The following is a 23,664-nucleotide window of genomic DNA, read 5'->3' on the forward strand; positions in this document are numbered from 1 at the left end:
GCGCCCCCGGGAACGGCGACGGCCGCCCGGAGAACCGGGCGGCCGTCGCTACGAGGGGTGTGCGGTCAGTTGTTGCCGCGCGCGATAGCGAGGATGCGCAGGATCTCGAGATACAGCCAGACGACGGTCACCATGATGCCGAACGCGCCCATCCAGCCGAACTGACGGGGAGCGCCGTTGCGCACGCCCTGCTGGATGCTGTCGAAGTCGAGCACCAGCGAGTACGCCGCCATGATCACGACGAAGATGCCGATGAGCACGCCCCACGGGATGCCCAGGAGGGGGCTCGGGTTGCTCAGCATGCCGAACGCGCCACCGGCGATCGGGACGTTGAAGATCATCAGCATGATGTTCACCAGCGAGAACACCAGGTAGCCGACCATCGCGATCAGGAAGACCTTGGTGGCGCGCTTCGACGCGCGGATCTTGCCGCTGGCGAACAGCGCGAGCGTGACGCCGACGACCGCGAGCGTCGCGAGCGTGGCCTGCACGACGATGCCGTGGTACAGGAACTCGAAGAACGCCGAGATCGCGCCGACGAAGAGGCCCTCGAAGGCGGCGTAGGCGAAGATCAGCGCCGGGCGGATCTTCTTGCGCGAGGTGAAGATGACGACCATCGCCAGCACGAAGCCGCCGAGCGCGCCGATCATCCACGGGAGGATCGAGGGCTGGGGGTTCGTCGGCGTCACGCCCGCCATGGTCCACACCCAGCCGACGGCGGCTGTCACGAGGAGGACGGCGAAGAGGCCGACGGTCTTCCAGATGGTGTCTTCGTACGACATCCGGCCGGTCTCGACGGCGCCGGCCGCCGGGGCGGCGTACATGCCTTCGAGCTGTGCCTGGGCTGCGGCATCCGTTCCGGCGCGCTGCGCCGTCGCGGACTGCGTCGGCCCGCCCAGGTTCGCCGCCTGCGGACCGCCGGGGTAGGTCTGAACGGCCTTCGGGTCCTGGAAGGCCGGGTTGTTGAACGCGGGGTTGTTGAGGGCCACTGCTCTCACACTCCAATGTCAAGGAAATCCCAGCACGGTGCTGTGAAACCACACTATCCGAACGGCACGCGGGGGGCACCGAGCAGTGCTGTGAGACCCCCATGAACGGATGCTGCAACCGCCCGCAGCCCGGTCCCTGAGCCTGTCGGACGGCCCCCGTGGTTACGCTGGAACCGTGCCGCGCCGTCCTCCGCTCGTCATCGGGCACCGGGGTGCGCCCGGCTATCGGCCGGAGCATTCGCGCTCGTCGTACGCGCTGGCGTTCGCGATGGGCGTGGATGCGGTGGAGCCCGACGTCGTCGTCTCGCGCGACGGCGTGCTCGTCGTACGGCACGAGAACGAGATCTCCGGCACGACGGATGTCGCCGACCGCCCCGAGTTCGCCGGCCGCCGCACCACGAAGACGGTGGACGGCGTGGCCCTCACCGGCTGGTTCACCGAGGACTTCACGTGGGACGAGCTGTCGACGCTGCGCTGCCGGGAGCGCATCCCTCAGGTGCGGCCGTCGAGCGCCACGTTCGACGGCGAGCAGTCCGTGCTGCGGCTGCGCGACGTGCTCGACGCCGTGCGCGACGCCTCGCTCGAGTTCGGACGCGAGATCGGGGTGGTGCTGGAGATCAAGCACGCCACCTACTTCGCATCCATCGGGTGGGATGTCGCCGCGCTGGTCGACGCCGAGCTCCGCGACGCGGGCTGGGCGGCGGGCGCTCTGCCGCTCACCATCGAGTCGTTCGAGTCCACGGTGCTGTTCGCACTGCAGGGACGCGGCATCCGTGCTGCCTATGTCTACCTGCTCGAGGACTCGGGGCGCCCGTTCGACCTCTTCGCGGCACAGGGCAGGGCCGCGCTGACGTACCGGCAGACCGCCGCGCCCGCGGGGCTCGACGCGCTGGCCGGACGGGTGGACGGGATCAGCGTCGACAAGCGCATGATCCTCGCGCCCGACAAGCTCGGCCGCACGAGCGGCCCCTCTCGGGTCGTGGCCGACGCCCACGACCGAGGGCTGCGCGTCTTCACCTGGACCTGCCGGCCCGAGAACCGCTTCCTCATCGGCCAGTTCCGCGGTCGCGGCGGTCCGGAGGCCTTCGGCGACTTCGAGGCGGAATGGGCCGTCATCCGCGACGCCGGCGTCGACGGGGTGTTCGTCGACCATCCCGACCTCGGCGTGGCCTTCTTCCGCTCCTGACCTCCCCTCCCCGTCCCGCAGGCCGCGCTGTCGCTAGGGTGGGGCGCGTGACCTCGCCACCCTCCATCGCCGCTGAGGCGGGCATCGTCGTGCAGGGTGTTCGCAGGGCCTTCGGCGAGGTGCAGGCGGTCCGCAACGTGACGCTCAGCGCGCGGGCCGGGCGCGTCACGGGCCTCGTCGGACCGAACGGCTCGGGCAAGACCACGCTCCTCCTGATGCTGGCGTCGCTTCTCGCACCCGACGCCGGGTCCATCCGCATCGACGGCATCGACCCCGTGGCCGATCCGCAGGCGGCTCGCGCACTGCTCGGGTGGATGCCCGACGCCCTCGGCGCCTGGAACTCGCTCAGCTCCCGAGAGACGCTGGCCGTCACGGCGCGGCTGTACGGGATGCCGAAGCCCGCGGCATCCGCTCGCGCCGACGTCCTGCTCGCCGAGGTGGGACTCGCCGACCTCGCCGATGCCCCCGCCCGCGTGCTGTCGCGAGGACAGAAGCAGCGCCTCGGCCTCGCCCGCGCCCTCGTGCACGACCCGCGCGTGCTGCTGCTCGACGAGCCCGCCTCGGGCCTCGACCCGCAGGCGCGCATCGACCTGCGCCTGCTGCTGCGGCGGTTCGCCGCCGAAGGGCGGACGGTGCTGGTGTCGAGTCACATCCTCTCGGAGCTCGAGGAGGTCGTCGACGACGCGGTCTTCCTCATGGCCGGTGCGACCGTCGACCCGGCGCGCGTCCAAGCCGCCTCGCGCCGCGCGCGGCCCTGGCGTGTGCGGCTGGCGGGGGAGGAGGCATCCGCGATGACGGCCGACCGGGTGGCCGACGCGCTGCGGGTGCCCGCGGCGAGCATAGGCATCGACCGCCGCGACATCGTGGTCTCGTTCGAGTCGGAGGATGCCGCGGCCGCCGCGCTGCGAGACCTCATCGCCGCCGGGCTCGACGTCGTGGAGTTCGCCGCCGCACAGGGCGCCCTCGAGCGCACGTTCCTCGACCTGGGCGACGGGCGCCCGCCGCAGGCGCCTCCGGAGGCTGCTCCCGGCGGACCCGCCCCGCCGCCGGCCCCGGGCGGACCTGCCGCGGCGCCGGCTCCTGGCCACGCAGCCCCGGGCGCAGACGAGAATGAGGCGACCTCGTGAGCGGGCAGCGACTGGGCACCATCGTCGGCCTCGAGCTGACCCAGCGCACGCGGAGCGTCGCCTGGTACGTGCTCCTCGGCGTCTTCGCGCTGCTGCTCGTCATCGTCACGGCGCTGTCGTTCCTCGCCTGGAGCTCGGCGTACCGCCCCGGCGGTGCGATCTACTCCACCATCGTCTACATCACGCTCCTCCTCGTCGTGCTGGTCTCACCGACGCTGAGCGGCAACGCCATCAACGGCGACCGGGATGCCGCGACCCTCGCGCCCGTGCAGGTGACGCTCGCGACGACCACCGAGATCCTGTTCGGCAAGTTCCTCGCCGCCTGGATCACGGGGCTCGCCTTCGTGGCCGTCTCGGTCCCGTTCCTCGTGCTCGCGATCCTCGCGGGCGGCGGCGCGCCGCTGACGATCACGGTGTCGCTGCTCGTGCTGGTGTTCGAGGTGGGCGTGATCGCCGCGATCGGCGTGGCGCTCAGCGGCATCCTCTCGCGCCCGCTGTTCTCGGTCGCCACCACCTATCTCGTGGTCGCGGCCCTGGTGGTCGGCACGCTGATCGCCTTCGCCCTCGTGGGCTTCACCGTCCGCTCCGAGGTGACGAACCACTACCGGTCGATCGAGTACGACGACTACACCGGCGACACGTTCCCGTGCATGCCGGGCGAGGAGCCGAGCGCCGACTACCCCTGCGACGACGACGTCGAGGTCCGCTGCGGCGAGTGGACCACGTCGACGTACGAGGTACCGCGGTTCGATCACGTGTGGTGGCTGCTCGCGGCCAACCCGTTCGTGATCCTCGCCGATGCGACGCCGACGCAGTTCGACGAGTACGGCAACCCGAACGACCTCTTCGGGCAGATCAAGTACGGAGTGCGCGCGGCGCAGCAGGCGCCCGATCTCGAGCAGCGCTGGGACGACTGCGCCCCGCGAGCGGCGGACGACGGGTCGGAGGCCGAAGACGTCATCGACCAGTCCACGCCCAGCTGGTTCGTGGGGATGTCGCTGCAGCTGCTGCTCGCGGCCGGGCTGATGTGGTGGGCGTGGGGGCGAACCCGCACTCCCGCCGGCAGGCTGCCATCGGGCACGCGCATCGCCTGACTCCGGACGCGCAATCCCCGAGGTGGGTGCCGCGCACCGTCCGACGCCGGTGCTGATGGCGTGACCCGCCCTGCATCCATTTCGCGACACTTGGTGCGATATTCGCCGCCTCACCAGGTACTCTCGCGCAGACACGGCAGGACCTGCGTCCCGTGATCCGCCGGGATCCGCCGTAGGGGGGAGACCGCCATGTCTCGAGTACGAGCATTCGCCGTGGCCGTCGCGGTCACGATCGGCCTCATCGCGGGTGCCGCGGCTGCGCCGGCGTCCGCCAGCGCAGCGGGCGCGGCGGTGACGCTGTCGCCGTCCACCGGCCCGGCGGGCACCATCGTGACGGTCAGCGGAACCGGCTTCGGCAAGAAGAGCACGGGCGCCGTCACCGCCGGCAGCGCCTCGGCGGCCTTCACGACGAGCGCCTCGGGTTCGTTCCGCGCCACCATCAAGATCCCGGCGACCACCTCGGCGAGTCTCCTGGTGACGGCCACGGCCTCCGCTGCGACGGCGTCGGCGCCGTTCACGGTGACGCAGCCGGCGCCCGTCGTGCCGGCGATCAGCGGCGCGCGCCTGCAGTTCGGGGTGACGACTCCCGGCGGGGCCACCGCCGACGCCGAGCTCGACGCCGTCGCGCGCCTCGTCGGGGAGGCGCCGGGACTGGTGGTGTCGTACTACGACTTCGCCCAGCCCGCTCCGATCGCCGGCCTCGACAGCGTGGCGGCCCGCGGTGCGACGAGCATCCTCACGTGGGAGCCCTGGCGCTGGGGCGGCGGGGTGGCCCAGCCCGCCTACACGAATGCTCAGGTGACGGCCGGCACCTACGACGCCTACCTCCAGCAGTGGGGTGCCGCGCTCGCGGCATGGGGCAAGCCGGTGTACCTCCGGTACGCACACGAGATGAACGGTGACTGGTACCCGTGGGGCGACGGGGTGAACGGCAATGCCCCTGGCTCGTTCGCGGCGGCGTGGCGGCACGTGCACGACGTCGTCACCGGCGCCGGCGCGACCAACGTGAAGTGGATCTGGAGCCCCAACGTCCCCTACGAGGGCTCGACCTCGCTCGCGACCCTCTACCCGGGCGAGGCCTACGTCGACGTCGTGGCGCTCGACGGCTACAACTGGGGTACCACCCAGACGTGGAGCACCTGGCAGACGCCGGCGGTGCTCTTCGGCGCCGGGCTCTCGGAGCTGCGCACGATCGCCCCGGACAAGCCCATCATGATCGGTGAGACCGCGTCGGCGGAGGCCGGAGGCTCCAAGCCCGCGTGGAACACCGAGCTGGTGTCGTATCTGGACGCCCAGCCGGATGTGGCCGGCTTCGTCTGGTTCGACCACGACAAGGAGGTCGACTGGCGGATCGCCAGTTCGTCGGGGTCGGCATCCGCGCTCGCCTCCGCCCTCGCGGCCCGGCGCGACTGACCCATCGGTGAAGGCCGGGGTCAGCGCGGGATGACGGCGAAGAGGAACCGCTTCTTCACCATCACCCACATGAGCCCGAGGATCACGACGTAGGCGACGGTGTTCCACAGGAGGTCGCCGTCGTGCAGGAAGGGCAGGTTGGCCACGACCAGCACGAACGCGAGCTGCATGATGAACACATAGAGCGTCGTCTGCCCCAGCGGGATGAAGAACCACCCCACCGCGCCCGCGATCGGCTTCCAGAGCACGCTGAACAGCGCATAGATCGTGATCGTGACGAGCAGCACGTTCACGACGCGTCCGAGATCGAGGTAGGTGCGCTCGAACCACTCGCCGTACACCGCCGCGAACGTGTTCTGCGGCACCAGGCCGAGACGTACGTCGAGCGGGCTCGACAGGTAGGGGTTGTTCCACGAGAAGATCGCGAAGGCCACGGCCGCGACGACGCAGACGCTCAGCACCGCTCGCCCGGCTCGCGTTCCGAACCAATCGACGATCGCGCGGCGATGGTAGCCGGCCACCATGCCCGTGACGAAGAGCGCCTGCCACGTCAGCAGGGGGAACGAGTCCTCGAACTGCGAGGGCAGCAGCCGCAGGTGAAGGAGCGATTGGACGCCGTAGACCGCCCAGCTCGCGGCCAGCACGACGATCCACCATCCCCGCGAAAGCGCCCAGAGGATCAGCGGCGAGAGGGCGAGCATCACGACGTAGAAGCCCAGCACGTTCACCTGCCACGGGCCCATCCGCAGCAGCAGGATGTCGCCGAAGACGCTCGCGTCGACGGGGTACTGGAAGAGGCGGTCGAAGCCGGCGTACAGGTCGTACACGCGGCCGGTCGCCTCGTCGCCGGCAGCTCCCGTGCCCTCGTCCACGAACGTCATGGCGGGAGAGGCGTTGAGAAAGGGGATCAGGCCGAGCAGTCCGACGACGAGGACCGCAGCCAGAGCGGCCACGTAGATCTTCCACGCCCGCCGGCCGATGAGGGTCGCCGCCTCGGCGATGCCGTCCCGGGCGATCTTCGGACGGTAGACCATGGCGAGCACCAGCCCGGAGAGGAGCACGAACAGCTCCGCGCCCGACACCATGCCGATCGCCTCCTGCGTGCCGTTCTGGAAGAGCGACACGAGTCCGACGTGGTTGACCAGCACGAAGACGATCGCGATCCCGCGCAGCAGGTCGATGCGCAGGTCGCGATTCGGCGGACCGTCATACGCGAGGGCGCCGCGTCGACCCTTGGTCAGCCCCCAGGCCAGCAGCGCGGCCGCGGCGGCCAGGACGAGGGCCGCAAGGATCCACCCGGTGATGCCGCCGATCGTCGTTCCGGTGCCGCCGGCGGCCGTCGCGACCGCCCTGCCGGACGGCGTGTACAGCGGACCGAACACGAGGCCGCTGCCGGTGGCATCGGCGACGAATGAGCGGGTCAGCTCGGCGCTGCTGCTGATGCCCCATTCGATCGGCGCCCGCCCGACGACGCCTCGCGTCGACTCCGCATCGCGCCAGACGACGGCGTCGAGTGACGGCAGGCCATCGACGGCGGCGAGGATCTGACGCCACCATTCCCGCTTGATGTCGAGCTCGTCCGCACCGCCCGCGCCCGCGCTGAAGAACGCCCCGGTCTCGAGCATGAGCGGACGGTCGACCGAGGCGAAGCGCTCGGCGAATGCCAGGACGCCGTCACCGTCGAGCTGGGCGGCCAGGGAGCCGGCAGCAGGAAGGGCGTTGACCGCCGCGCCACCGCCGCTCGGATCGTGGTAGGCCACGAGCCCCACCCAATCGGTGTACCGATCACCCGGGTAGTAGGGCGCGTAAGGGTCGTCGCCGGCGGTGACCCGGCCATCCCCGTCGGTGTCGAGTTCACCGCGGGTGGTGTCGCTCCCGAAGGGGTAGCCGGCGCCGGCCGTCGGCGACCACACCATGGCGGCACCGGGAAGCTCCGCGTGCACGGCGTCGGCGAGCACGCGAAAGCCGTGTACATACGCGCGCGCGTCCTGACCCCAGGCAACCCATGGCGCGTTCATCCCCGGTGCGAATCGCACGTACAGCGGAATGGAGTCGTCGATGCGTGCCTGTGCAATCGCGTGGACGATGGCGCGTGCGTCGGTTTCGCCGAATCGCGTCAGATCGCCGCTCGGCGAGATCGTTACCACGGGGAGCGCGCCGATCCGCGCGGCCTGGGCGACGAACTGCTGGAGGAAGGACTGCTCTGCCGGCGAGAGCGGCCACCGCGTCACATGCTCGAGCAGCGCCGGCACGCGGCCGAGACGCTCCGCCTCGAGCACCGCGGCGTCGGCGCCCCAATCGATCGTCGTGCCGAAGTACGCGCCGGTGGCGGGGCGAAGGGAGACCTCGTCGTCGTCGCCACCCGGCGTCGCCGACGGCGAGACCGACGGTGCGGGCGAGACCGATGGTGCGGGCGAGACCGACGCGGCGGGCGAGACCGACGGCGCGGCCGAGACCGATGGGGACGGCGAGGCCGCGAACGCCGCGGCCGGTGACGCCAGCAGGCCCAGCGCGACGCCGAGCACGGTCAGGGCCCGTAGAACGGTCGCACGGAAGCCGTGGAGCATCGGGCGAGGGTCCTCTCGGTCTGACGTCTCCGGACGACGACGGTTCCGACCCTCCGGAACCCCGATGGTATGAGCACGCGCCGCCGGTGCGACGGCACGTAGGCACGTCGCGGTGCGGGTTCGGCGTCAGATGCAAACCCGACCTGCGGCCAGGCGGTCGGGAGCGGGCGCCCGCGACGCTGTCGCTAGACGAGCCGTTCTCTGATGACCCGGGCGGTCGCCGCCGGGTCGGGGCGGTGCATCACCGACTCGGGGACGATGACCAGCTCGGCGCCCCCCATCTCATCGGCGAGGCGGTCGGCGGCGGTCATCAGCACGGGGAAGGTCTGCGCGCCCCGGATGATCGTCACGGGCACGCCCACGCCGAGAAGCTCGGGCCCGGGTGTCGATACCTCGCGGACCAGGTTGGTGTCGTAGACCGTCGACTGCGCGAGCGCGACCAGCCCCGGGAACATGTCGCTCGCGCGGATCTGATCGACCATCTCGCGCGGCAGGCCGACGCTCTCGATCTGGAAAGTCACGACCGCGTCTTCGGGCCGGCCCTCGTCGACGCTGCGCTGGAGTCGCTCGGCGAGGTCGTCGGCCGGCTCGTCGACGCCGAACCGGAAGGGTGGCTCCGAGAGGAACAGTGCGCGGATCGGCACGTCACGGGCCGCCGCGACGAGCCCGAGCACCGCACCGGACGAGTGGCCCAGTACGGCTGCCTCTCCGCCGACCGCGTCGATCACCGCGGCGAGATCGTCGACCTCGCGCTGCGGTGCGGAGCCGGGGGCGTCGCCGCTCGAGCCACGCGCGCGGCGGTCCCACGTGACGGCGCGGAAGCCGGCGTCCGCCAGTGCCGCCGCGAGCCCGGCGGCATCGGCGGCCGTCGACATCGCACCGTTGACGATCACGACCGTTGCGCCCTCTCCGGTGACGTCGTAGGCGATCGGGGTGCCGTCGGCGGAGGTCACGGTGTGCATGCGGTCAGCCAACCATGGACCCCCGACATCCGACAGGGGCGCAGCATCCGTCGTCCGCCCCCGGTCATGCATGGACGGGCACCGGTGTCAACGGGATATGGGGATGTTCGGCCGACCGCGCACAGTGGCCGGCATGAAGCACGTGACGTACACGCACATGGCGATCTTCCTCGACGACGATGCCGCCGACTGGATGATGGAGTACGCACGCGCGCTCGGATCGGCGGGAATGACGGACTCGATCACGCTCCGCGGGATCGGGATGGACGGCAACGAGGTCGACGCCACGTTCCTGTTGAACTCGAGCACCGAACTCGTGACGCAGACCACCAACAACACGCTGGGGGGCCGAGCAACGACGAGGCCGTCGGGTACATGCAGGACCGGACGCAGCTGATCCTGTCGCCGCCGCCGGGCCGGGCCGTCGAGAACCCATTCGACGTCGCCTGAGGCCCCCGGCCGACCGGCGAGTGCTCAACGGGACCGGATCGCCAGGAACCGGATCGGCACCTCGATGAGCTCGACGGGTCCGTGCGCCGCCTCGCCGTCGAGCAGCAGGGCGTCGCCGGGCTCCATCTCGTACTCGTAGCCGCCATGCCCGTACCTCATGCGTCCCTCGAGCATGTAGAGGAACTCGGTTCCGGGGTGCTGGAAGAGCGGGAAGACGTTCGAGGCGTCGGTGAGCGTGACGAGGGTCGGCTCGAGCGCGTTCGGGGTGTCTTTCAGCACGCCGAGCATGCGATACAGATGACCGTGCTGCGTGCCGCTGCGCACGCTGACACTGCCGGCGCCCGCCTTCGTGAACGAGGCCTCCCGGTCGCTCGCCGACCCGCGGAACAGCGCGGTGACCGGGATGCCGAAGCCATCCGCCAGCCGCTGCAAGGTGGTCAGCGAGCAGGAGGTCGTCGCCGATTCGATCTTCGAGATCATCGCCTTCGAAAGGCCGGTGCGGGCGGCGAGATCCGCCGCCGAGATGCCCTGCTCGGCGCGGTAGCGGCGCACCTGCTGGGCGATGATCGGCTCCAGCACGCCGCCGGGGCTGTCGCCCGCTCCCGTGGTCGACGCACTCACCTCGCCATCATAGGCGGGCGTGCCGCCGGCCATTCCGCGGGCGCAGCCGCCAGGTCCTGCAGCACGTCGGCCAGCGCAGTCGCGCCCGTCTCGGCATCCGCGTCCTCCACGAGCTCCTCCGGAGAGTGCGAGATGCCGGTCGGATTGCGCACGAAGAGCATCGCCGTCGGGAGGGCTGCGGCGAGCACCCCCGCATCATGACCTGCACCGGTGCCGAGTTCGGGGGCGTCGGCGAGGGAGCGGCGAAGCGCGTCGCGCAGGCCCAGGTCGAAGTCGACGGTCGGGCTCAGCGACTCCTCGCGCACGTCTGCCCCGCACCCCTCGGCGTGCGCGGCGGCGAGCACGAGGTCGCGTGCCTCCGTCACGAGGGCCGCCGTCACCAGGTCGTCCGGATGACGGATGTCGATCCAGAACCGCACCTGCGAGGCGATGACGTTCGTTCCGCCCGGCACGGGCTCCAGCCGGCCGACCGTCGCGCGCGCGTCCGGGGTTCGGCGGGCGAGGTCGCGGATCTCGACGATCATGCGAGCTGCGGCGACGACGGGGTCGCGCCGGTCCTGCATGAGGGTCGTGCCGGCGTGGTTGCCCTGACCGTCGACGGTGACCCGCCACCGGCCGTGACCGAGGATCGACGACGCGATCGCCACCGGCCGATCCAGGTCGATGAGCCCGCGCCCCTGCTCGACGTGCAGCTCGACGAAGGCCCCGACGCGCGCCAGGCGGTCGGGATCGGCGCCCAGGTGTGCGGGATCGAGCCCGTCGCGGCGGGCGACGTCGGCGAACGTGGCCCCCTCGCGATCGGTGAGCGAGAGGGCCCGCGCGGGACTGATCGCTCCGCTCATCAGCCGCGATCCCAGGCACGCGACGCCGAACCGCGACCCCTCCTCCTCGGGGAAGACGGCGATGCCGATCGGGCGTTCGGGGACGACCTTGCGCGTGCGCAACAGGTCGACGGCGACGAGAGCGGATGCCACGCCCAGCGGTCCGTCATAGCCGCCGCCGCCCGGCACCGAGTCGAGGTGGCTGCCGGTGACGATCGCGTCCGCGGTGCTGCCGGCGGGGTTCCACCATGCCCACAGCGTGCCGTTGCGGTCGCGCTCGAGGTCGAGGCCCCGGGCCTCGGCGTGCCCCGTGAACCACTCGCGGAGCTCGCGGTCGGCATCCGAGTATCCGGCGCGGCTGAACCCTCCGCGCGTGGAATCGGCCCCCACCGCTGCGATCTCGCGCAGCATCCCCGCGACGCTCATGCGCCGGCCAGTGCCGCGAGCGGGCGGAAGCGGGCTACCCCCGCGTCCTCGCCGGTGACGAGGCGCGCGGTCAGGTCGCCGAGCAGCGGCGCGAACTTCGCGCCATGGCCTGAGCACGGAGACAGGATGGTGACGCCGCCGGCCCGGTCGATGATGAACTCGTCGGCCGGCGCGTTGGTGAACAGGCAGGTCGTCTCGGCATAGGGCTCGGGAACGAGTCCCGGCAGGGCCTTCTCGACGTAGGCCACCAGACGGTCTCGCCGGACCGGGTCGATGATCCGGTCGTGCTCCAGCGCCGACCCGATGACGCGGCCGCCGTTGTACTCGGCGACCTTCTGCCCGCGGAAGTCCGCGTCGCGCCCGCCGGGAAGCCCGTACACCTGGATGTCGGCCCGCTTGTTGATGAACGTGGGCCACGCCGCCTCGGGGTCGCGGTAGGGGAAATGCAGCGCCTGCTCCTGCCGCACCTCGAGCGCGGGGAAGGCATCGAGCGTCTCCCGCGGAAGGCCGAGGGTGCCGAGCAGCGCCGGAAGCCACCCGCCGGCCGCGACCACCACGTGCGAGGCGCGCACGATGTCGCCGGCCTCCGACTCGACGAGATGGTCGTCGCCCTGCCGCAGCACGCGCGCGGCCGTCCAGTCCTGCCGCAGCTCGGCGCCCGCCGCCACGGCGAGCCCGACCATCGCCTTCACCGCGGACTCCGCGTCGATCACGCCGGCGTCCGCGTGCCACAGCACCGGCCCGTCGAACGTCAGTCCCGACCAGCGGGCCGTCGCCTCGCCGGCGCTCAGCAGCTCATGGGGGACGTCGAATCCGGCGAGCACGTCGGCCAGGGCTGCCGGGTCGCGGTTGGCACCGTAGTCGAGCGAGCCGGTGGGCGTGATGAGGCGTTCGCCGACCAGGTCCTCGAGGTCGTCCCAGCCGCGACGCGCCCGCACCATGAGCCCGGTGTAGAACGGGTCGGGGTACGTGTAGCGGAGGATGCGCGCCGAGCCGTGCGAGCTGCCGAAGTCGTTCGCGGGCGTGCCGCGCTCGAGGAGGACGACGTCGCGGCCGCGGCGGGCGAGCTGCCATGCGGTGGCGGCGCCCGCGAGGCCGGCGCCGATGATCGCGATCGGGGGAGTGGACATGCGGACCTTTCAGGTGTGCGGCTGATCGCCGGCGGGAAGGATGTCGAACCGCGCGAGAAGCGCCGATTCGCACACGATGCGGCGTGGCCGGAGACTCTGCAGCAGCGCGCTGCCGGGCGGGAGCGGCAGGTCGTCGACCGTCGCGGTGCCGGCCAGCAGCACCGTGAGCGTCGCCGCCGGGTCGACCGGCACGCTGCCGCGATGGAGGCCGATGCGGTACATCGGCGCCGCGAGCCCCCGCTTGACCATGACGTTGACCACCGACACGCCGCCGCGATCCGCCGTGGCGGTCACGCGGGCCTCTCCGGGGAAACGGATGCCGCTCTCCCGCGTCACCCGCTGCTCCACGCCGTCGATGATCAGGGCCACGCTCGGTGCACTGAGCGGGATCAGCACGCGGTCGAGGCCGGAGAGGCGGGAGAACGGCATCCGTCCCCGCAACTCCGCGATGCTCAGCCGCCACGCCAGGCGCTTCGCGAGCACACGCGTGACGCCGAGGCCGTTCGCCCACGACTCGGCGGCGGCGTCGGCCGGCGTGACCACGTCCAGCTCGGCGAGCTCGTTCACCGGCGTCGGCGCGGCTCGCCACGAGGTCGGAGATATGCCTTCCTTCGGACGGTTGCCCGCATTCGGCCCCGACCTCGCGTGGATCCCCGACGGTGTGGTTGCCGCCGGCGACGCTGCATCCGTCTCCGTCACGCTGTCAGCTGCGTCCGGGGATCCACGACGTGCCGGCCAGCGGCACGCCCGCCATCGCCGCCGACTCCACGGTCAGCGCGACGAGGTCCTCGGGCTCGAGGTTGCGCACGTGGGACTTTCCGCAGGCGCGGGCGATCGTCTGCGCTTCGAGGGTCAGCACGCGGAGGTAGTTGGCGAGCCGGCGTCCGGCGGCCACCGGGTCGAGGCGCGCCGACAGCTCGGGGTCCTGCGTCGAGATGCCCGCGGGGTCGCGTCCGTCCTGGAAGTCGTCGTAGAAGCCGGCCGCAGACCCGAGCTTCGCGTACTCGTCGGCGTAGCGCGGGTCGTTGTCGCCGAGCGCGATGAGGGCGGCGGTGCCGATGGCCACGGCATCCGCCCCGAGTGCCAGGGCCTTCGCGACGTCGGCGCCGGTGCGGATGCCGCCCGACACGATCAGCTGCACGCCGGTGCGGTGCACGCCGAGCTCCTGCAGCGCCGCGACCGCCGGGCCGATGGCGGCGAGCGTCGGGATGCCGACGTGCTCGATGAACACCTGCTGCGTCGCCGCGGTGCCGCCCTGCATGCCGTCGAGCACGACCACGTCTGCGCCCGCCTTCACCGCCAGTGCGGTGTCGTAGTACGGCCGTGAGGCGCCGATCTTGACGTAGACGGGCTTGCGCCAATCGGTGATCTCGCGGATCTCGGCGATCTTGATGGTGAGGTCGTCGGGTCCGGTCCAGTCCGGGTGGCGGCTCGCCGAGCGCTGGTCGATGCCGACGGGCAGGGTGCGCATGCCGGCGACGCGCTCGGTGATCTTCTGACCGAGCAGCATGCCGCCGCCGCCCGGCTTTGCGCCCTGGCCGAGCACGATCTCGATCGCGTCGGCCTTGCGCAGGTCGTCGGGGTTCATGCCGTAGCGCGACGGCAGGTACTGGTAGACGAGCGTCCGCGACTGGCCGCGTTCCTCGGGCGTCATGCCGCCGTCGCCGGTGGTGGTCGACGTTCCGGCCTCGCTCGCGCCGCGACCCAGGGCCTCCTTCGCGTTCGCCGACAGCGCGCCGAAGCTCATGCCTGCGATCGTCACCGGGATGTCGAGGTGGATGGGCTCCAGCGCGTTGCGGGCGCCGAGCGTGACGTCGGTGGCGCATTTCTCGCGGTAGCCCTCGAGCGGGTACCGCGACATGCTCGCGCCGAGGAACAGCAGGTCGTCGAAGTGCGGCAGCGGGCGCTTGGCTCCCCAGCCGCGGATGTCGTAGATTCCGGTGGATGCCGCGCGCTGGATGTCGGCGATCGTGGCGCGGTCGAAGGTCGCGGACTCGCGGAGGCCGAGGGCGGCGAGATCGGTGGTCATGTGATGCTCCCTGGAGATGCCGGATGCGGAACGGAGGTCAGTACGAACCGGCGTTGTCGACTTTGAAGTGGTAGAGGCTGCGTGCCGAGCCGTATCTCTTGAAATCGGCCGGGTCCTCCGTGCGCCCGGCGCGCTCGAGCAGCCCGGCGAGCTCGGCCAGATGCTCGGGCCGCATCTCCTTCTCGACGCAGTCGGCCCCGAGCGAGGCGACCTGGCCCCGCACGTAGATGCGGGCCTCGTAGATCGAGTCGCCGAGCGCCTCGCCGGCGTCGCCGCAGACCACGAGGCGGCCCGCCTGCGCCATGAACGCCGAGGCGTGGCCGATGCTGCCTCCGACGACGATGTCGACGCCCTTCATCGAGATGCCGCAGCGGGCACCGGTGTTGCCGTCGACGATCACCAGGCCGCCGTGCCCGGTCGCACCGGTCGACTGCGAGGCGTCGCCGGTGACGTGCACGACGCCCGACATGATGTTCTCGGCGAGGCCGACCCCCGCGCTGCCGTGCACCGTCGCGGTGCCGGTCTGGTGCATGCCGGCGAAGTAGTAGCCGACGTTGCCCTCGACGGTCACGTCGATGTCGGCGGTGATGCCGACGGCGATGTTGTGGCTGCCGACCGGCGACTCGACGACGAACGACGCGCCGTCGACGGCGCCGTGCAGCAGCTGGTTGAGCTCGCGGACGCTCGAGCCGGCGAGGTCGACCGTGGTGGCGATGGTTTCGGGGGCGATGAGGGTCATCGGGCTGCTCCTTCCAGGACGGGCTCGAGGGCCCACGTGTAGACGACGCCGGGCGACGGCTCGAAGATGCGGGCGTCTTCGATGCCGGGGAGCCCCGCCAGGGCGCGGTACTCCGACGCCATGGCGATCCAGTCGTCGGTCTCGGCGATGATCGCCGGCTTGCAGGCGATGGGGTCGCGCACCACGGCCATCGAATCGGCGGTGGTGACGACGAGTGTGTAGAACCCGTCGAATACGCCCTGCAGCGCCTCGAGGGCGGTCTTCAGGTCGTCCCCGCGGCGCGTTCGCCACGCGATGAAGCGGGCCGCGACCTCGGAGTCGTTCTCGCTGTCGAAGTCGACGCCCTCGGCGCGCAGCCACCGGCGGATCGACGCGTGGTTGCTGAACGAGCCGTTGTGCACGAGGCAGAGGTCCTCGGCGACGGTGAACGGGTGCGCGCCGACGGCGGTGACCGCCGACTCGGTGGCCATGCGTGTGTGCGAGAGCGCCTGCGTGCCGCTGATCCCGGTGAGCCCGTAGACGTCGGCGAGCGCGACGGGGTGCCCGACGCCCTTCAGGACGGCGACGTTCGAGCCGCGGCCGATGATGCTCGCGCCCGGGAGCGCCGTGCGCACCGCCTGTTCGAGGACGGATGCCCCGACCTCCGCGTTCACGAGCAATGACTCGGCGTACGCGACCACCGTCGGCTCGGCCCCTTCCGGCAGGCACGCGCGCAGGCTCTCCGCCAGCGCCGCGGGGTCGGCATCCGAGATCACGGTGATGGCCGACGATCCGTCGGGCGTGAGCTGCTCGGATCCGTACAGCGCCAGACCGGCCGAGTCGGGGCCCCGCTCGACGATCTCGCACAGCATGCCGTGCATGAGGCCGCCGAGCTCACCGCGCAGCGCGGGGTTGCGAATCTGCAGTGCAGCGATTCCGCACATGGGTCTTCCTTTCGTTCGAGAGCGGATGCGGGCGCGCTCAGTACGCCGTGAGGTAGCGGTCGAGCTCCCACTCGGTGACGGTGTTGTGCCAGACGAGGAACTCGTCCTCCTTGGCGTCGGCGAAGTACTCGCCCACGCCGCGGCCGCCGTCGAGCGCCTCGCGCAGCACGGCGTCGTCGCGAAGCGACTGCACCGCGTGCAGGAGCGTGCGGGGGAGCACCGCCGAGGTCTCGCGGAACTCGCCGGGGCCGCACGGATCGCCGGGATCGGCGGCGCGCCGGATGCCGTCGAGACCGGCGTGGATCACCGCGGCGAGGGCCAGGTACGGGTTCGCCGAGCCGTCAGCCGCGCGCAGCTCGATGCGGTTCGCGTCGGGGACGCGGATGAAGTGCGTGCGGTCGTTGCCGCCGTAGGTGGCGTGCTTCGGCGACCACGTGGCGCCCGACGCGCTCGTCGTGGCGCCTCGGCGCTTGTAGGAGTTGACGCTCGGCGCCAGGAACAGCTGCAGTCCGGGGGCGTGGTCCAGCATGCCCGCCACGAACGAGTACGCCACCTCGGAGAGGCCGAGACCGCGCGCGTCGGCCCTGTCCGGGAACACCGGTGCGTCGTCCTCGTTCCACAGCGACAGGTGGAAGTGCAGGCCGTTGCCGGCGCGGTCGCTGAAGGGCTTCGGCATGAACGTGGCCGTCATGCCGCGCTGCTCCGCCAGCATGCCGATGAGATAGCGCAGAGTGATGACGCGGTCCGCCGTCACGAGCGCCTCGTCGTACGTGAAGTTCTGCTCGAACTGGCCGGGGGCGTCTTCGTGGTCGTTGGCGTAGTTGCCCCACCCGAGAGAGTTCATCGCGTCGCTGACGGCCGCGAGGTGGTCGTACATGCGGGTGACGCCGCGGGCGTCGTAGCAGGAGCGCAGCCCTTCGTCCTTCGAGTCGGCCGCGGAGAGCCGGCCGTCGTCGTCGCGGTCGACGAGGAAGTATTCCACCTCGGCCCCCACCTTGGCCGACAGCCCGCGCTCGGCGAGGCGGGCGAGTGCGCGCTTGAGGATGACGCGGGGCGCGTACGGCCACGGCTCGCCGTCGACGTACGGGTCGCAATGCACGATCGCGAGGCCCTCGCGGACGAAGGGGATGGGAGCGTACGAGTCGAGGTCGGGCACGGCGATGAGGTCGGCGTCGTGCGGGTGCTGGCCGATGAGCCCGGCGGCGAAGCCGGCGAAGCCCAGCTCGCCGGCTTGGAGCTCATCGGCGGCCGCGACAGGCACGAGCTTGGCGCAGGGCTTGCCGTTGAGGTCGACGAACACGGCGAGGATGAAGCGGATGTCGTCCGCCAGTGCGCGCTCGCGCAGCGATGGCGGTGCGGTGGGGAGTGTGACGACGTCACCCCCGGCGAATGCGGGAAGGGTCATGGGGCTCTCCTGGGTCATGTTGACTGTTGGTGAAGCGTGTTGAATGACAGTAACAAGAAGACGCGACGCCGTAGGTGTCACCGATGTTTCGGGCGCGTAAAACCCTTCCGGGCGCTCGTCACGCAAGATTCACGTCGCAGAAACCGTCGAGTGGTTGCGCGCCAAGAAAATGGGTTGCACGGCAGTGATCTGCCCGCAGGCGCAGCTCGAAGGCGCACCGCAACCCGGCGGTCCCTCGCAGAAGCCTGCAGAGAGGCTCGCGTCATGGATCAGGGAAACACCGCGTTCATCCTGCTGTCGGCGGCACTCGTGCTGCTGATGGCACCCGGACTGGCCTTCTTCTACGGAGGCCTCGTCAAAGCGAAGAGCGTCATCAGCATGATGATGATGACGTTCGGCGCGGCCGGGCTCATCGGGGTGCTGTGGGTGATCTACGGGTATGCGATCGCGTTCCCGGGGGCGGACGGGCTCGTGCCGCCATGGTCGATCGACTGGTCGGCGATCGGGCTCGAGAGTCTGCTGGAGACACCCGAGGGCGCCGCGTACCCGCCGCTGGCCTTCGTCGCGTTCCAGGCCACCTTCGCGATCATCACCGTCGCGCTCATCTCCGGCGCCATCGCCGACCGGGCCAAGTTCGGATCGTGGATGCTGTTCGCCGGCGTGTGGGCGACGGTCGTGTACTTCCCGGTGGCGAGCTGGGTGTTCAACTTCGGTCTCGCCGACGACGGCAGCTTCGCCTACGGCGGCTGGATCACCTATGGCCTGCAGGAGACCTTCGGCGTCGGCGTCATCGACTTCGCCGGTGGCACCGCGGTGCACATCAACGCCGGTGCCGCGGCTCTGGCACTGGCCCTGGTGCTCGGCAAGCGCGTGGGCTTCCGCAAGGGCGCGCACGTGCCGCACAACCCGCCGTTCGTGCTCCTCGGCGCGGGCCTGCTGTGGTTCGGCTGGTTCGGATTCAACGGCGGCTCGGAGCTGGCTGCCGACGGCGTCGCAGCGCTCGTCTACGTCAACACGATCGCGGCGACGGCCGCGGCTCTGCTCGCCTGGCTCGTGGTCGAGAAGCTGAAGGACGGCAAGCCCACGTCGGTCGGCGCCGCCTCGGGCGCCGTCGCCGGTCTCGTGGCGATCACCCCGGCCTGTGCCGCCCTCGACCCCATCTGGGCGATCGTGCTCGGCGCGGTCGCCGGTGCCGTCTGCGCGCTCGCGATCGAGCTCAAGTACGCCTGGGGATTCGACGACTCCCTCGACGTCGTGGGGATCCACCTCGTCGGCGGCGTCATCGGCACGCTCTACCTCGGCTTCTTCGCCAACGGCACGGGCCTGTTCATGGGCGGCGACGGCACTCAGCTGCTCGTCCAGGCGATCGCCGCCTTCGCGGTGCTGGGCTACTCTCTCATCCTCACCCTGGTCATCGGCTTCGCCATCGACAAGACGCTGGGCTTCCGCGTCAAGAGCGAGGACGAGGTCGCCGGTGTCGACCTCGCCGAGCACGGCGAGGAGGGCTACGTCCTGGAGGAGAAGCTGGCCTGACCCGGCTCGCCGGACTCACGAAGGGCGGGTTCTCGTCGTACGCGCGACGAGAACCCGCCCTCGCGTCGCCCCTCACCGGGGCCACGCGCAAGCCGCTCCGATACCGGGGCGGCGTCGGCAATGCAAGGCCTTCGCGCGGCCGTCCGTGAGCGCGTCGTGGGGTTCCGAGGTCAGGATGTCGAGCAGCAGCTCGCTGAGCTGACCGCGAGCGGCGAAGGGGGCCGGCGCGGTGCGCGGCAGCAGGTCGGTCATGGTCGTCTCCCGGGTGTGGCGCAAGAAGCGTCTCAGAGACCCGGGGTCGCGGCGCGGGGGTTGACGGCCGTGGGCTTCGCCGATGCGCCCGTTCGGGCGGGGCGGGTCCGGCGACCTCGGCGGGTTCGGCCGGCCCGGCGAGCGCGGCGAGCGCGGCGACAGAACTCCACAAGAACGCGGCCATTCCGGTCTCACCCGCCGATCCGCGCGGCCCAGGGCGTCAAACCCGTGGAGTTCTGCACGTCGTCCGTGGGCCAGCGGAGACGAGGGTTGGCACGCTGAGTGCGCTTCAGCGCGGATTCAGCCGGCGCGGGCCAGACTGGTGCGGATGCGGATTCTGCTGGTGGATGACGAGGTGCGGCTCGCCGACGGCATCCGTCGCGGGCTCGAGGCCGAAGGGTTCGCCGTAGACGTCGCCCACAACGGCGTGGACGGGCTGTGGCGAGCCCGCGAGACGGCGTACGACGCGATCGTGCTCGACCTGATGATGCCGGGCATGAGCGGTTGGAAGGTCTGCGGCGCGCTGCGCGCCGAGGAGAACTGGACGCCGGTGCTCATGCTCACGGCGAAGGACGGCGAGTGGGACCAGGTCGAGGCGCTCGAGACCGGTGCCGACGACTACGTCACCAAGCCGTTCTCGTTCGCCGTGCTGGTCGCGCGCCTGCGTGCCCTGATCCGGCGGGGCGGAGTGGAGCGGCCGACCGTGCTCGAGGCGGGAGACCTGCGCCTCGACCCCGGAGCCCGCACAGTGCGGCGCGGCGACGCCGAGATCGACCTGACGGCCCGCGAGTTCGCGGTGCTCGAGCACCTGATGCGCCATCGCGGGCAGGTGCTCTCCAAGCGCGACCTCATCGCCGGCGTATGGAACGACGACTTCGAGGGCGACCCGAACATCGTCGAGGTGTACGTGGGGCACCTGCGCCGCAAGGTCGACCGCCCGTTCGACCGCACCGCCATCGAGACCGTGCGCGGCGCGGGATACCGTCTGGCGGCCGACGGTGGCTGAGCGACGCCGCTCGTTGCGCACACGCATCACCGCGGCCGCGACGCTGGTCGTCACCGGCGCGCTGCTGCTCGGGGCGCTCGCGTTCTACGGCATCCTCTCGGTCAGCGTCCGCGATGCCGCCGTGCGCGGCGCCGAGACGCGCGCCGAACAGCTCGCGGCGCGCATCGAGGCCGAGGGGCCGGAGGTGCTGGCCGACCTCGACGACGACATCGCGCAGCTCCTCGACGACGACGGGCGCACCGTCGCGGCCTCGGAGGAGGCCGACCGCGGCGCCCTGCCCGAAGCCGACGACGCTTCCGTCGCGACGTACGACGGGGAGCCCGTGCTCGTCGTGCGGGAAGACCTCGATGAGGGCACGCTGCTGCTGGCCGCGTCGGTGGAAGACGACCAGAGCACCCTGGGCACCGTCGCCGTGCTGCTGATCGTCGCGGTCGTGGCCGTCGTGGCGCTGGTCGCCGCCGTCACGTGGTGGGTCGTCGGTCGCGCCCTGCGGCCGGTGGACCGCATCCGTGGCGAGGTCGACGACATCACCGCCGACCGTCTCGACCGCCGCGTCGCCGTGCCACCGTCGGGTGACGAGATCGCCGCGCTCGCGAGCACCATGAACGGCATGCTGGAGCGATTGGATGCTTCCGCCACCGCTCAGCGACGGTTCGTGTCGGATGCCTCGCACGAGCTCCGCTCACCGCTCGCGACGATTCGCCAGCACGCCGAGCTGGCACAGCTGCATCCGGAGGCGACATCCGTCCGCGATCTCGCCGAGGTGGTCCACGAGGAAGGACTCCGCATGCAGGACCTCGTCGACGCCCTGCTCCTGCTGACGAGGCTCGACGAGAAGGCCGTTCTCCGCCAGGAGCCCGTCGACGTCGACGATCTCGCACTCGCCGAGGTGAAGCGGCTTCGCGCCGCCGGAACGGTCGTCGATGCGTCGGGCATCCACGCCGCCCGCGTGCGCGGCGACGCGCATCTGCTGGGCCGGCTCCTGCGGAATCTCGCCGACAACGCGGCCCGCCACGCGCGGAGCGGTGTCGCGATCGCGGTCGACGAGCGCGACGGGCAGGTTCTGCTCACGGTCGACGACGACGGCGCCGGCGTGCCGCCCGCGGAGCGGGAGCGCGTCTTCGAGCGCTTCGTGCGGCTCGACGAGGCGCGCGCACGCGACGCGGGCGGCAGCGGTCTGGGGCTCGCGATCGTGCGGGCGATCGCCGAGGCCGAAGGCGGATCCGTGCGTGTCGAGGACTCACCGCTCGGGGGAGCCCGCTTCGCCGTGACGCTGCCCGCGGCTCCCTGAACGGCTCTTCAGGATGCTTCAGGCCTGCTTCAGGGGCCGGTCGGCACCATCGGAGTATGGATGATGACAACAGCACCCCCGAGACTTCCCCCACCGCCGGTCGCCCGGTCGATTCCGGTCGAGCCGACGCGGTCGTCGCGACCCCGGCCCCTGCTCCGGCCGCCCCGAAGCGCCGCCTTCCGCGCGCTCTGCTGATCGCAGGCGGTGCGGTGCTGGCCGTGGGCGTGCTCGCCGGCGGCGGCATCGCGGTCGGCTCGGCGATCGCCGACGAGGCCGACGACACCAGCACGTCGGTGACCGACGAGGGTGACGACGACTCGCAGGACGGCGACGACGACAGCGCGAGTGGCGACGTCTCGAACCTCGGCACCGCCTCAGCCGACGACCTGATCGCGATGACGGATGCCGCATCCTCCGCCGCAGAGGGCGAGCCCGTGTCGATCGAGCTGGAGCGCGATGGCAGCGCCGAGGTGACGCTCGAGGCGCAGGACGGCGCCGAGACCGAAGTGCGGGTCGACTCCGAGGGCGCAGCATCCGTCGTCTCCACCGAGGAACCCGGCTCCGACGACACGGCGCCGCAGAACGTGCTGGACGCCGACTCGATCGCGGCCGTCGTGGACGCGGCGCTCGCGGAAGCCGACGGGCGCATCGTCGAGGTCGAGGCCGACAACGACGGCGCCTCGCCGTGGGAGGTGACGGTGCTCACCGCCGCCGGCGAGTTCATCCAGATCGAGCTGGATGCCGAGTTCGCCGTGGTCGCGGCCGGAGCCGACGGCGACGACTGAGCACGGCACGACGAGACGGCGGCCCCCGGGAAACCGGGGGCCGCCGTCCGTGGGCTCGGGGTGGCTCCCGCGGGGCTCGGCGACAGAACTCCACAGGAACGTGGCCATTCTCGCCTCACACGCCGACCTGCGCGGCGCAGGCCGCCGAAGCTGTGGAGTTTCGAGCACGACGTCCGTGGGCTGGGGCGGGCTCGCGCCTCGGTCAGCCGTCGGCGGCCGCGTCGCCGGCCGCGTCGATGGCCGCCCGGAGCACGCCCGGCTCGAGCCCCAGCGTCCACTCGCTCACGTCGGCGACGACCTGCTCGTGCGCGCGGTGGGCCGGCGGGTCGGAGCTGTTGACGTAGGAACCGCCGCCGTCCAGGGCGATGAGGATCCGGATGCATGCGGTCTCGGCATCCGTGGTCCGAAAATCACCCGTCTCGATGCCGTCCTCGATGATGGCGGTCAGGCGCTCGCGGTCGAGTTCGTCCTGCCGGCGCAGGGACTCGTCGAGCGCCGGACTGAAGCGCGAGAGGTGCCGCGCGTTGAGCCACATGCGGGCGAGCGGCTGGGACGCACCGCTCTCGACGTGGTTCAGGAAATGAGCCAGCCGCTGCACGGGGTCGCCCGCCGCGGTGAAGAACTGCTCCCGCTCGCGCACCGCGGCGCGCTCGAAGGCCTCGATGACGAGGGTCTCGGCGGCGGGGAAGTAGTGCGTGATCAGTCCCGGGCGCACCCCGAGCCGATCGGCCACCGCCCGCAGCGTGATGCGCTCGAGCCCCTCTTCGAGGGCGATCGCCGTCGCATGCTCCAGGATCTCCTCTCGCCGCTCCTCGGGACGCTTGCGGGTCCGCGTCGAAATATCACTTGACGTCACACCGCACATGCTATTGAATGTGTGACCAATAGTCCATTGGGCATGTGACCAATAGCAAG

Annotated in this window: 22 protein-coding genes; 9 read left to right on the forward strand and 13 right to left on the reverse strand. The window is 71.3% G+C overall.

The genetic code is table 11. From position 1 onward, the window contains the following. Positions 1-65: 65 nt before the first annotated feature. Positions 66-989 carry a Bax inhibitor-1/YccA family protein gene (locus tag ACN9MP_RS03855; RefSeq protein ID WP_426326191.1) on the reverse strand — a complete coding sequence of 308 codons (924 nt, stop codon included), beginning with the start codon at positions 987-989 and terminating at the stop codon, positions 66-68. A 175-nt stretch (positions 990-1,164) separates the two neighbouring features. On the opposite strand from ACN9MP_RS03855, the gene ACN9MP_RS03860 reads away from it, so the two are divergent. From ACN9MP_RS03860 to ACN9MP_RS03875, 4 genes are all read left to right on the forward strand, one after another. Continuing rightward, positions 1,165-2,175 (forward strand): glycerophosphodiester phosphodiesterase family protein, encoded by a 1,011-nt coding sequence (locus ACN9MP_RS03860; RefSeq protein WP_426323998.1) that lies wholly within the window; start codon positions 1,165-1,167, stop codon positions 2,173-2,175. Positions 2,176-2,222: 47 nt separating this feature from the next. After that, positions 2,223-3,302 (forward strand): ABC transporter ATP-binding protein, encoded by a 1,080-nt coding sequence (locus ACN9MP_RS03865; protein ID WP_426323999.1) that lies wholly within the window; start codon positions 2,223-2,225, stop codon positions 3,300-3,302. Further along, the gene (locus ACN9MP_RS03870) at positions 3,299-4,396 is read left to right on the forward strand and encodes an ABC transporter permease (protein WP_426324000.1); all 1,098 of its coding nucleotides are present in this window, start codon (positions 3,299-3,301) and stop codon (positions 4,394-4,396) included. The genes ACN9MP_RS03865 and ACN9MP_RS03870 overlap by 4 nt, the downstream gene beginning before the upstream one ends. Before the next feature lie 189 nt (positions 4,397-4,585). Beyond that, positions 4,586-5,809 carry a glycoside hydrolase family 26 protein gene (locus tag ACN9MP_RS03875; RefSeq protein ID WP_426324001.1) on the forward strand — a complete coding sequence of 408 codons (1,224 nt, stop codon included), beginning with the start codon at positions 4,586-4,588 and terminating at the stop codon, positions 5,807-5,809. A 20-nt stretch (positions 5,810-5,829) separates the two neighbouring features. Here ACN9MP_RS03875 and opgC read toward each other — a convergent pair whose 3' ends face one another. Together opgC and ACN9MP_RS03885 are read right to left on the reverse strand one after the other, a co-directional pair. After that, entirely contained in the window at positions 5,830-8,376 is a 2,547-nt protein-coding gene (gene opgC, locus ACN9MP_RS03880) for an OpgC domain-containing protein (protein ID WP_426324002.1), read from the reverse strand. Between the two features lie 185 nt (positions 8,377-8,561). Next, positions 8,562-9,338 carry an alpha/beta fold hydrolase gene (locus tag ACN9MP_RS03885; protein WP_426324003.1) on the reverse strand — a complete coding sequence of 259 codons (777 nt, stop codon included), beginning with the start codon at positions 9,336-9,338 and terminating at the stop codon, positions 8,562-8,564. A 133-nt stretch (positions 9,339-9,471) separates the two neighbouring features. Between ACN9MP_RS03885 and ACN9MP_RS03890 the strand changes: the two genes are divergently transcribed. Next, complete coding sequence (locus ACN9MP_RS03890; protein ID WP_426324004.1) at positions 9,472-9,735, forward strand: hypothetical protein; 264 nt, start codon at positions 9,472-9,474, stop codon at positions 9,733-9,735. A 77-nt stretch (positions 9,736-9,812) separates the two neighbouring features. On the opposite strand, the gene ACN9MP_RS03895 is transcribed toward ACN9MP_RS03890, so the two are convergent. The 8 genes from ACN9MP_RS03895 to glnT all read right to left on the reverse strand — a co-directional run bounded on the left by ACN9MP_RS03895 (position 9,813) and on the right by glnT (position 17,882). After that, entirely contained in the window at positions 9,813-10,409 is a 597-nt protein-coding gene (locus ACN9MP_RS03895; RefSeq protein ID WP_426324005.1) for a helix-turn-helix domain-containing protein, read from the reverse strand. Then, positions 10,406-11,641: an allantoate amidohydrolase gene (locus tag ACN9MP_RS03900; RefSeq protein WP_426324006.1), complete on the reverse strand. Its 1,236-nt coding sequence runs from the start codon at positions 11,639-11,641 to the stop codon at positions 10,406-10,408. The genes ACN9MP_RS03895 and ACN9MP_RS03900 overlap by 4 nt, the downstream gene beginning before the upstream one ends. A gap of 11 nt (positions 11,642-11,652) precedes the next feature. Further along, positions 11,653-12,786 (reverse strand): FAD-dependent oxidoreductase, encoded by a 1,134-nt coding sequence (locus ACN9MP_RS03905; protein WP_426324007.1) that lies wholly within the window; start codon positions 12,784-12,786, stop codon positions 11,653-11,655. A 9-nt stretch (positions 12,787-12,795) separates the two neighbouring features. Beyond that, positions 12,796-13,353 (reverse strand): HutD family protein, encoded by a 558-nt coding sequence (locus ACN9MP_RS03910; protein ID WP_426324008.1) that lies wholly within the window; start codon positions 13,351-13,353, stop codon positions 12,796-12,798. A gap of 136 nt (positions 13,354-13,489) precedes the next feature. Further along, positions 13,490-14,815 (reverse strand): FMN-binding glutamate synthase family protein, encoded by a 1,326-nt coding sequence (locus tag ACN9MP_RS03915; RefSeq protein ID WP_426324009.1) that lies wholly within the window; start codon positions 14,813-14,815, stop codon positions 13,490-13,492. Between the two features lie 37 nt (positions 14,816-14,852). Next, the gene (locus ACN9MP_RS03920) at positions 14,853-15,554 is read right to left on the reverse strand and encodes a protein glxC (protein WP_426324010.1); all 702 of its coding nucleotides are present in this window, start codon (positions 15,552-15,554) and stop codon (positions 14,853-14,855) included. Then, positions 15,551-16,477 carry a glutamine amidotransferase gene (locus tag ACN9MP_RS03925; RefSeq protein WP_426324011.1) on the reverse strand — a complete coding sequence of 309 codons (927 nt, stop codon included), beginning with the start codon at positions 16,475-16,477 and terminating at the stop codon, positions 15,551-15,553. Before ACN9MP_RS03925 ends, ACN9MP_RS03920 begins: the two co-directional genes overlap by 4 nt. Before the next feature lie 37 nt (positions 16,478-16,514). Next, a complete protein-coding gene (gene glnT, locus ACN9MP_RS03930; RefSeq protein WP_426324012.1) occupies positions 16,515-17,882 on the reverse strand; it encodes a type III glutamate--ammonia ligase in 1,368 nt (455 codons plus the stop codon). Positions 17,883-18,146: 264 nt separating this feature from the next. On the opposite strand from glnT, the gene ACN9MP_RS03935 reads away from it, so the two are divergent. Beyond that, positions 18,147-19,415: an ammonium transporter gene (locus ACN9MP_RS03935; RefSeq protein WP_426324013.1), complete on the forward strand. Its 1,269-nt coding sequence runs from the start codon at positions 18,147-18,149 to the stop codon at positions 19,413-19,415. A gap of 72 nt (positions 19,416-19,487) precedes the next feature. Here the strand turns inward: ACN9MP_RS03935 and ACN9MP_RS03940 are convergent, their stop codons facing one another. Then, the gene (locus tag ACN9MP_RS03940; RefSeq protein ID WP_426324014.1) at positions 19,488-19,667 is read right to left on the reverse strand and encodes a hypothetical protein; all 180 of its coding nucleotides are present in this window, start codon (positions 19,665-19,667) and stop codon (positions 19,488-19,490) included. Positions 19,668-19,995: 328 nt separating this feature from the next. On the opposite strand from ACN9MP_RS03940, the gene ACN9MP_RS03945 reads away from it, so the two are divergent. Genes ACN9MP_RS03945 through ACN9MP_RS03955 form a run of 3 tightly spaced genes read left to right on the forward strand, consistent with a single transcriptional unit; the run spans position 19,996 to position 22,749 of the window. After that, positions 19,996-20,673 (forward strand): response regulator transcription factor, encoded by a 678-nt coding sequence (locus ACN9MP_RS03945; RefSeq protein ID WP_426324015.1) that lies wholly within the window; start codon positions 19,996-19,998, stop codon positions 20,671-20,673. Continuing rightward, a complete protein-coding gene (locus tag ACN9MP_RS03950) occupies positions 20,666-21,964 on the forward strand; it encodes a sensor histidine kinase (protein ID WP_426324016.1) in 1,299 nt (432 codons plus the stop codon). Before ACN9MP_RS03945 ends, ACN9MP_RS03950 begins: the two co-directional genes overlap by 8 nt. Before the next feature lie 56 nt (positions 21,965-22,020). After that, positions 22,021-22,749, forward strand: a complete 729-nt coding sequence (locus tag ACN9MP_RS03955) for a PepSY domain-containing protein (RefSeq protein ID WP_426324017.1) — start codon at positions 22,021-22,023, stop codon at positions 22,747-22,749. Positions 22,750-22,951: 202 nt separating this feature from the next. Here ACN9MP_RS03955 and ACN9MP_RS03960 read toward each other — a convergent pair whose 3' ends face one another. After that, entirely contained in the window at positions 22,952-23,614 is a 663-nt protein-coding gene (locus tag ACN9MP_RS03960; RefSeq protein WP_426324018.1) for a TetR/AcrR family transcriptional regulator, read from the reverse strand. Positions 23,615-23,664 lie beyond the last annotated feature (50 nt).

Origin of the sequence: Microbacterium sp. E-13 (assembly GCF_049912955.1) — a bacterium.
GTDB lineage: Bacteria > Actinomycetota > Actinomycetes > Actinomycetales > Microbacteriaceae > Microbacterium.

Excerpts from the sequence above, each read along its gene's own strand:
- ACN9MP_RS03875 (WP_426324001.1), top strand. The coding sequence starts at position 4,586 with ATGTCTCGAGTACGAGCATTCGCCGTGGCCGTCGCGGTCACGATCGGC.
- opgC (WP_426324002.1), bottom strand. The coding sequence starts at position 8,376 with ATGCTCCACGGCTTCCGTGCGACCGTTCTACGGGCCCTGACCGTGCTC.
- ACN9MP_RS03885 (WP_426324003.1), bottom strand. The coding sequence starts at position 9,338 with ATGCACACCGTGACCTCCGCCGACGGCACCCCGATCGCCTACGACGTC.
- ACN9MP_RS03890 (WP_426324004.1), top strand. The coding sequence starts at position 9,472 with ATGAAGCACGTGACGTACACGCACATGGCGATCTTCCTCGACGACGAT.
- ACN9MP_RS03900 (WP_426324006.1), bottom strand. The coding sequence starts at position 11,641 with ATGCTGCGCGAGATCGCAGCGGTGGGGGCCGATTCCACGCGCGGAGGG.
- ACN9MP_RS03905 (WP_426324007.1), bottom strand. The coding sequence starts at position 12,786 with ATGTCCACTCCCCCGATCGCGATCATCGGCGCCGGCCTCGCGGGCGCC.
- ACN9MP_RS03915 (WP_426324009.1), bottom strand. The coding sequence starts at position 14,815 with ATGACCACCGATCTCGCCGCCCTCGGCCTCCGCGAGTCCGCGACCTTC.
- ACN9MP_RS03920 (WP_426324010.1), bottom strand. The coding sequence starts at position 15,554 with ATGACCCTCATCGCCCCCGAAACCATCGCCACCACGGTCGACCTCGCC.
- ACN9MP_RS03925 (WP_426324011.1), bottom strand. The coding sequence starts at position 16,477 with ATGTGCGGAATCGCTGCACTGCAGATTCGCAACCCCGCGCTGCGCGGT.
- glnT (WP_426324012.1), bottom strand. The coding sequence starts at position 17,882 with ATGACCCTTCCCGCATTCGCCGGGGGTGACGTCGTCACACTCCCCACC.
- ACN9MP_RS03935 (WP_426324013.1), top strand. The coding sequence starts at position 18,147 with ATGGATCAGGGAAACACCGCGTTCATCCTGCTGTCGGCGGCACTCGTG.
- ACN9MP_RS03940 (WP_426324014.1), bottom strand. The coding sequence starts at position 19,667 with ATGACCGACCTGCTGCCGCGCACCGCGCCGGCCCCCTTCGCCGCTCGC.
- ACN9MP_RS03945 (WP_426324015.1), top strand. The coding sequence starts at position 19,996 with ATGCGGATTCTGCTGGTGGATGACGAGGTGCGGCTCGCCGACGGCATC.
- ACN9MP_RS03955 (WP_426324017.1), top strand. The coding sequence starts at position 22,021 with ATGGATGATGACAACAGCACCCCCGAGACTTCCCCCACCGCCGGTCGC.
- ACN9MP_RS03960 (WP_426324018.1), bottom strand. The coding sequence starts at position 23,614 with ATGTGCGGTGTGACGTCAAGTGATATTTCGACGCGGACCCGCAAGCGT.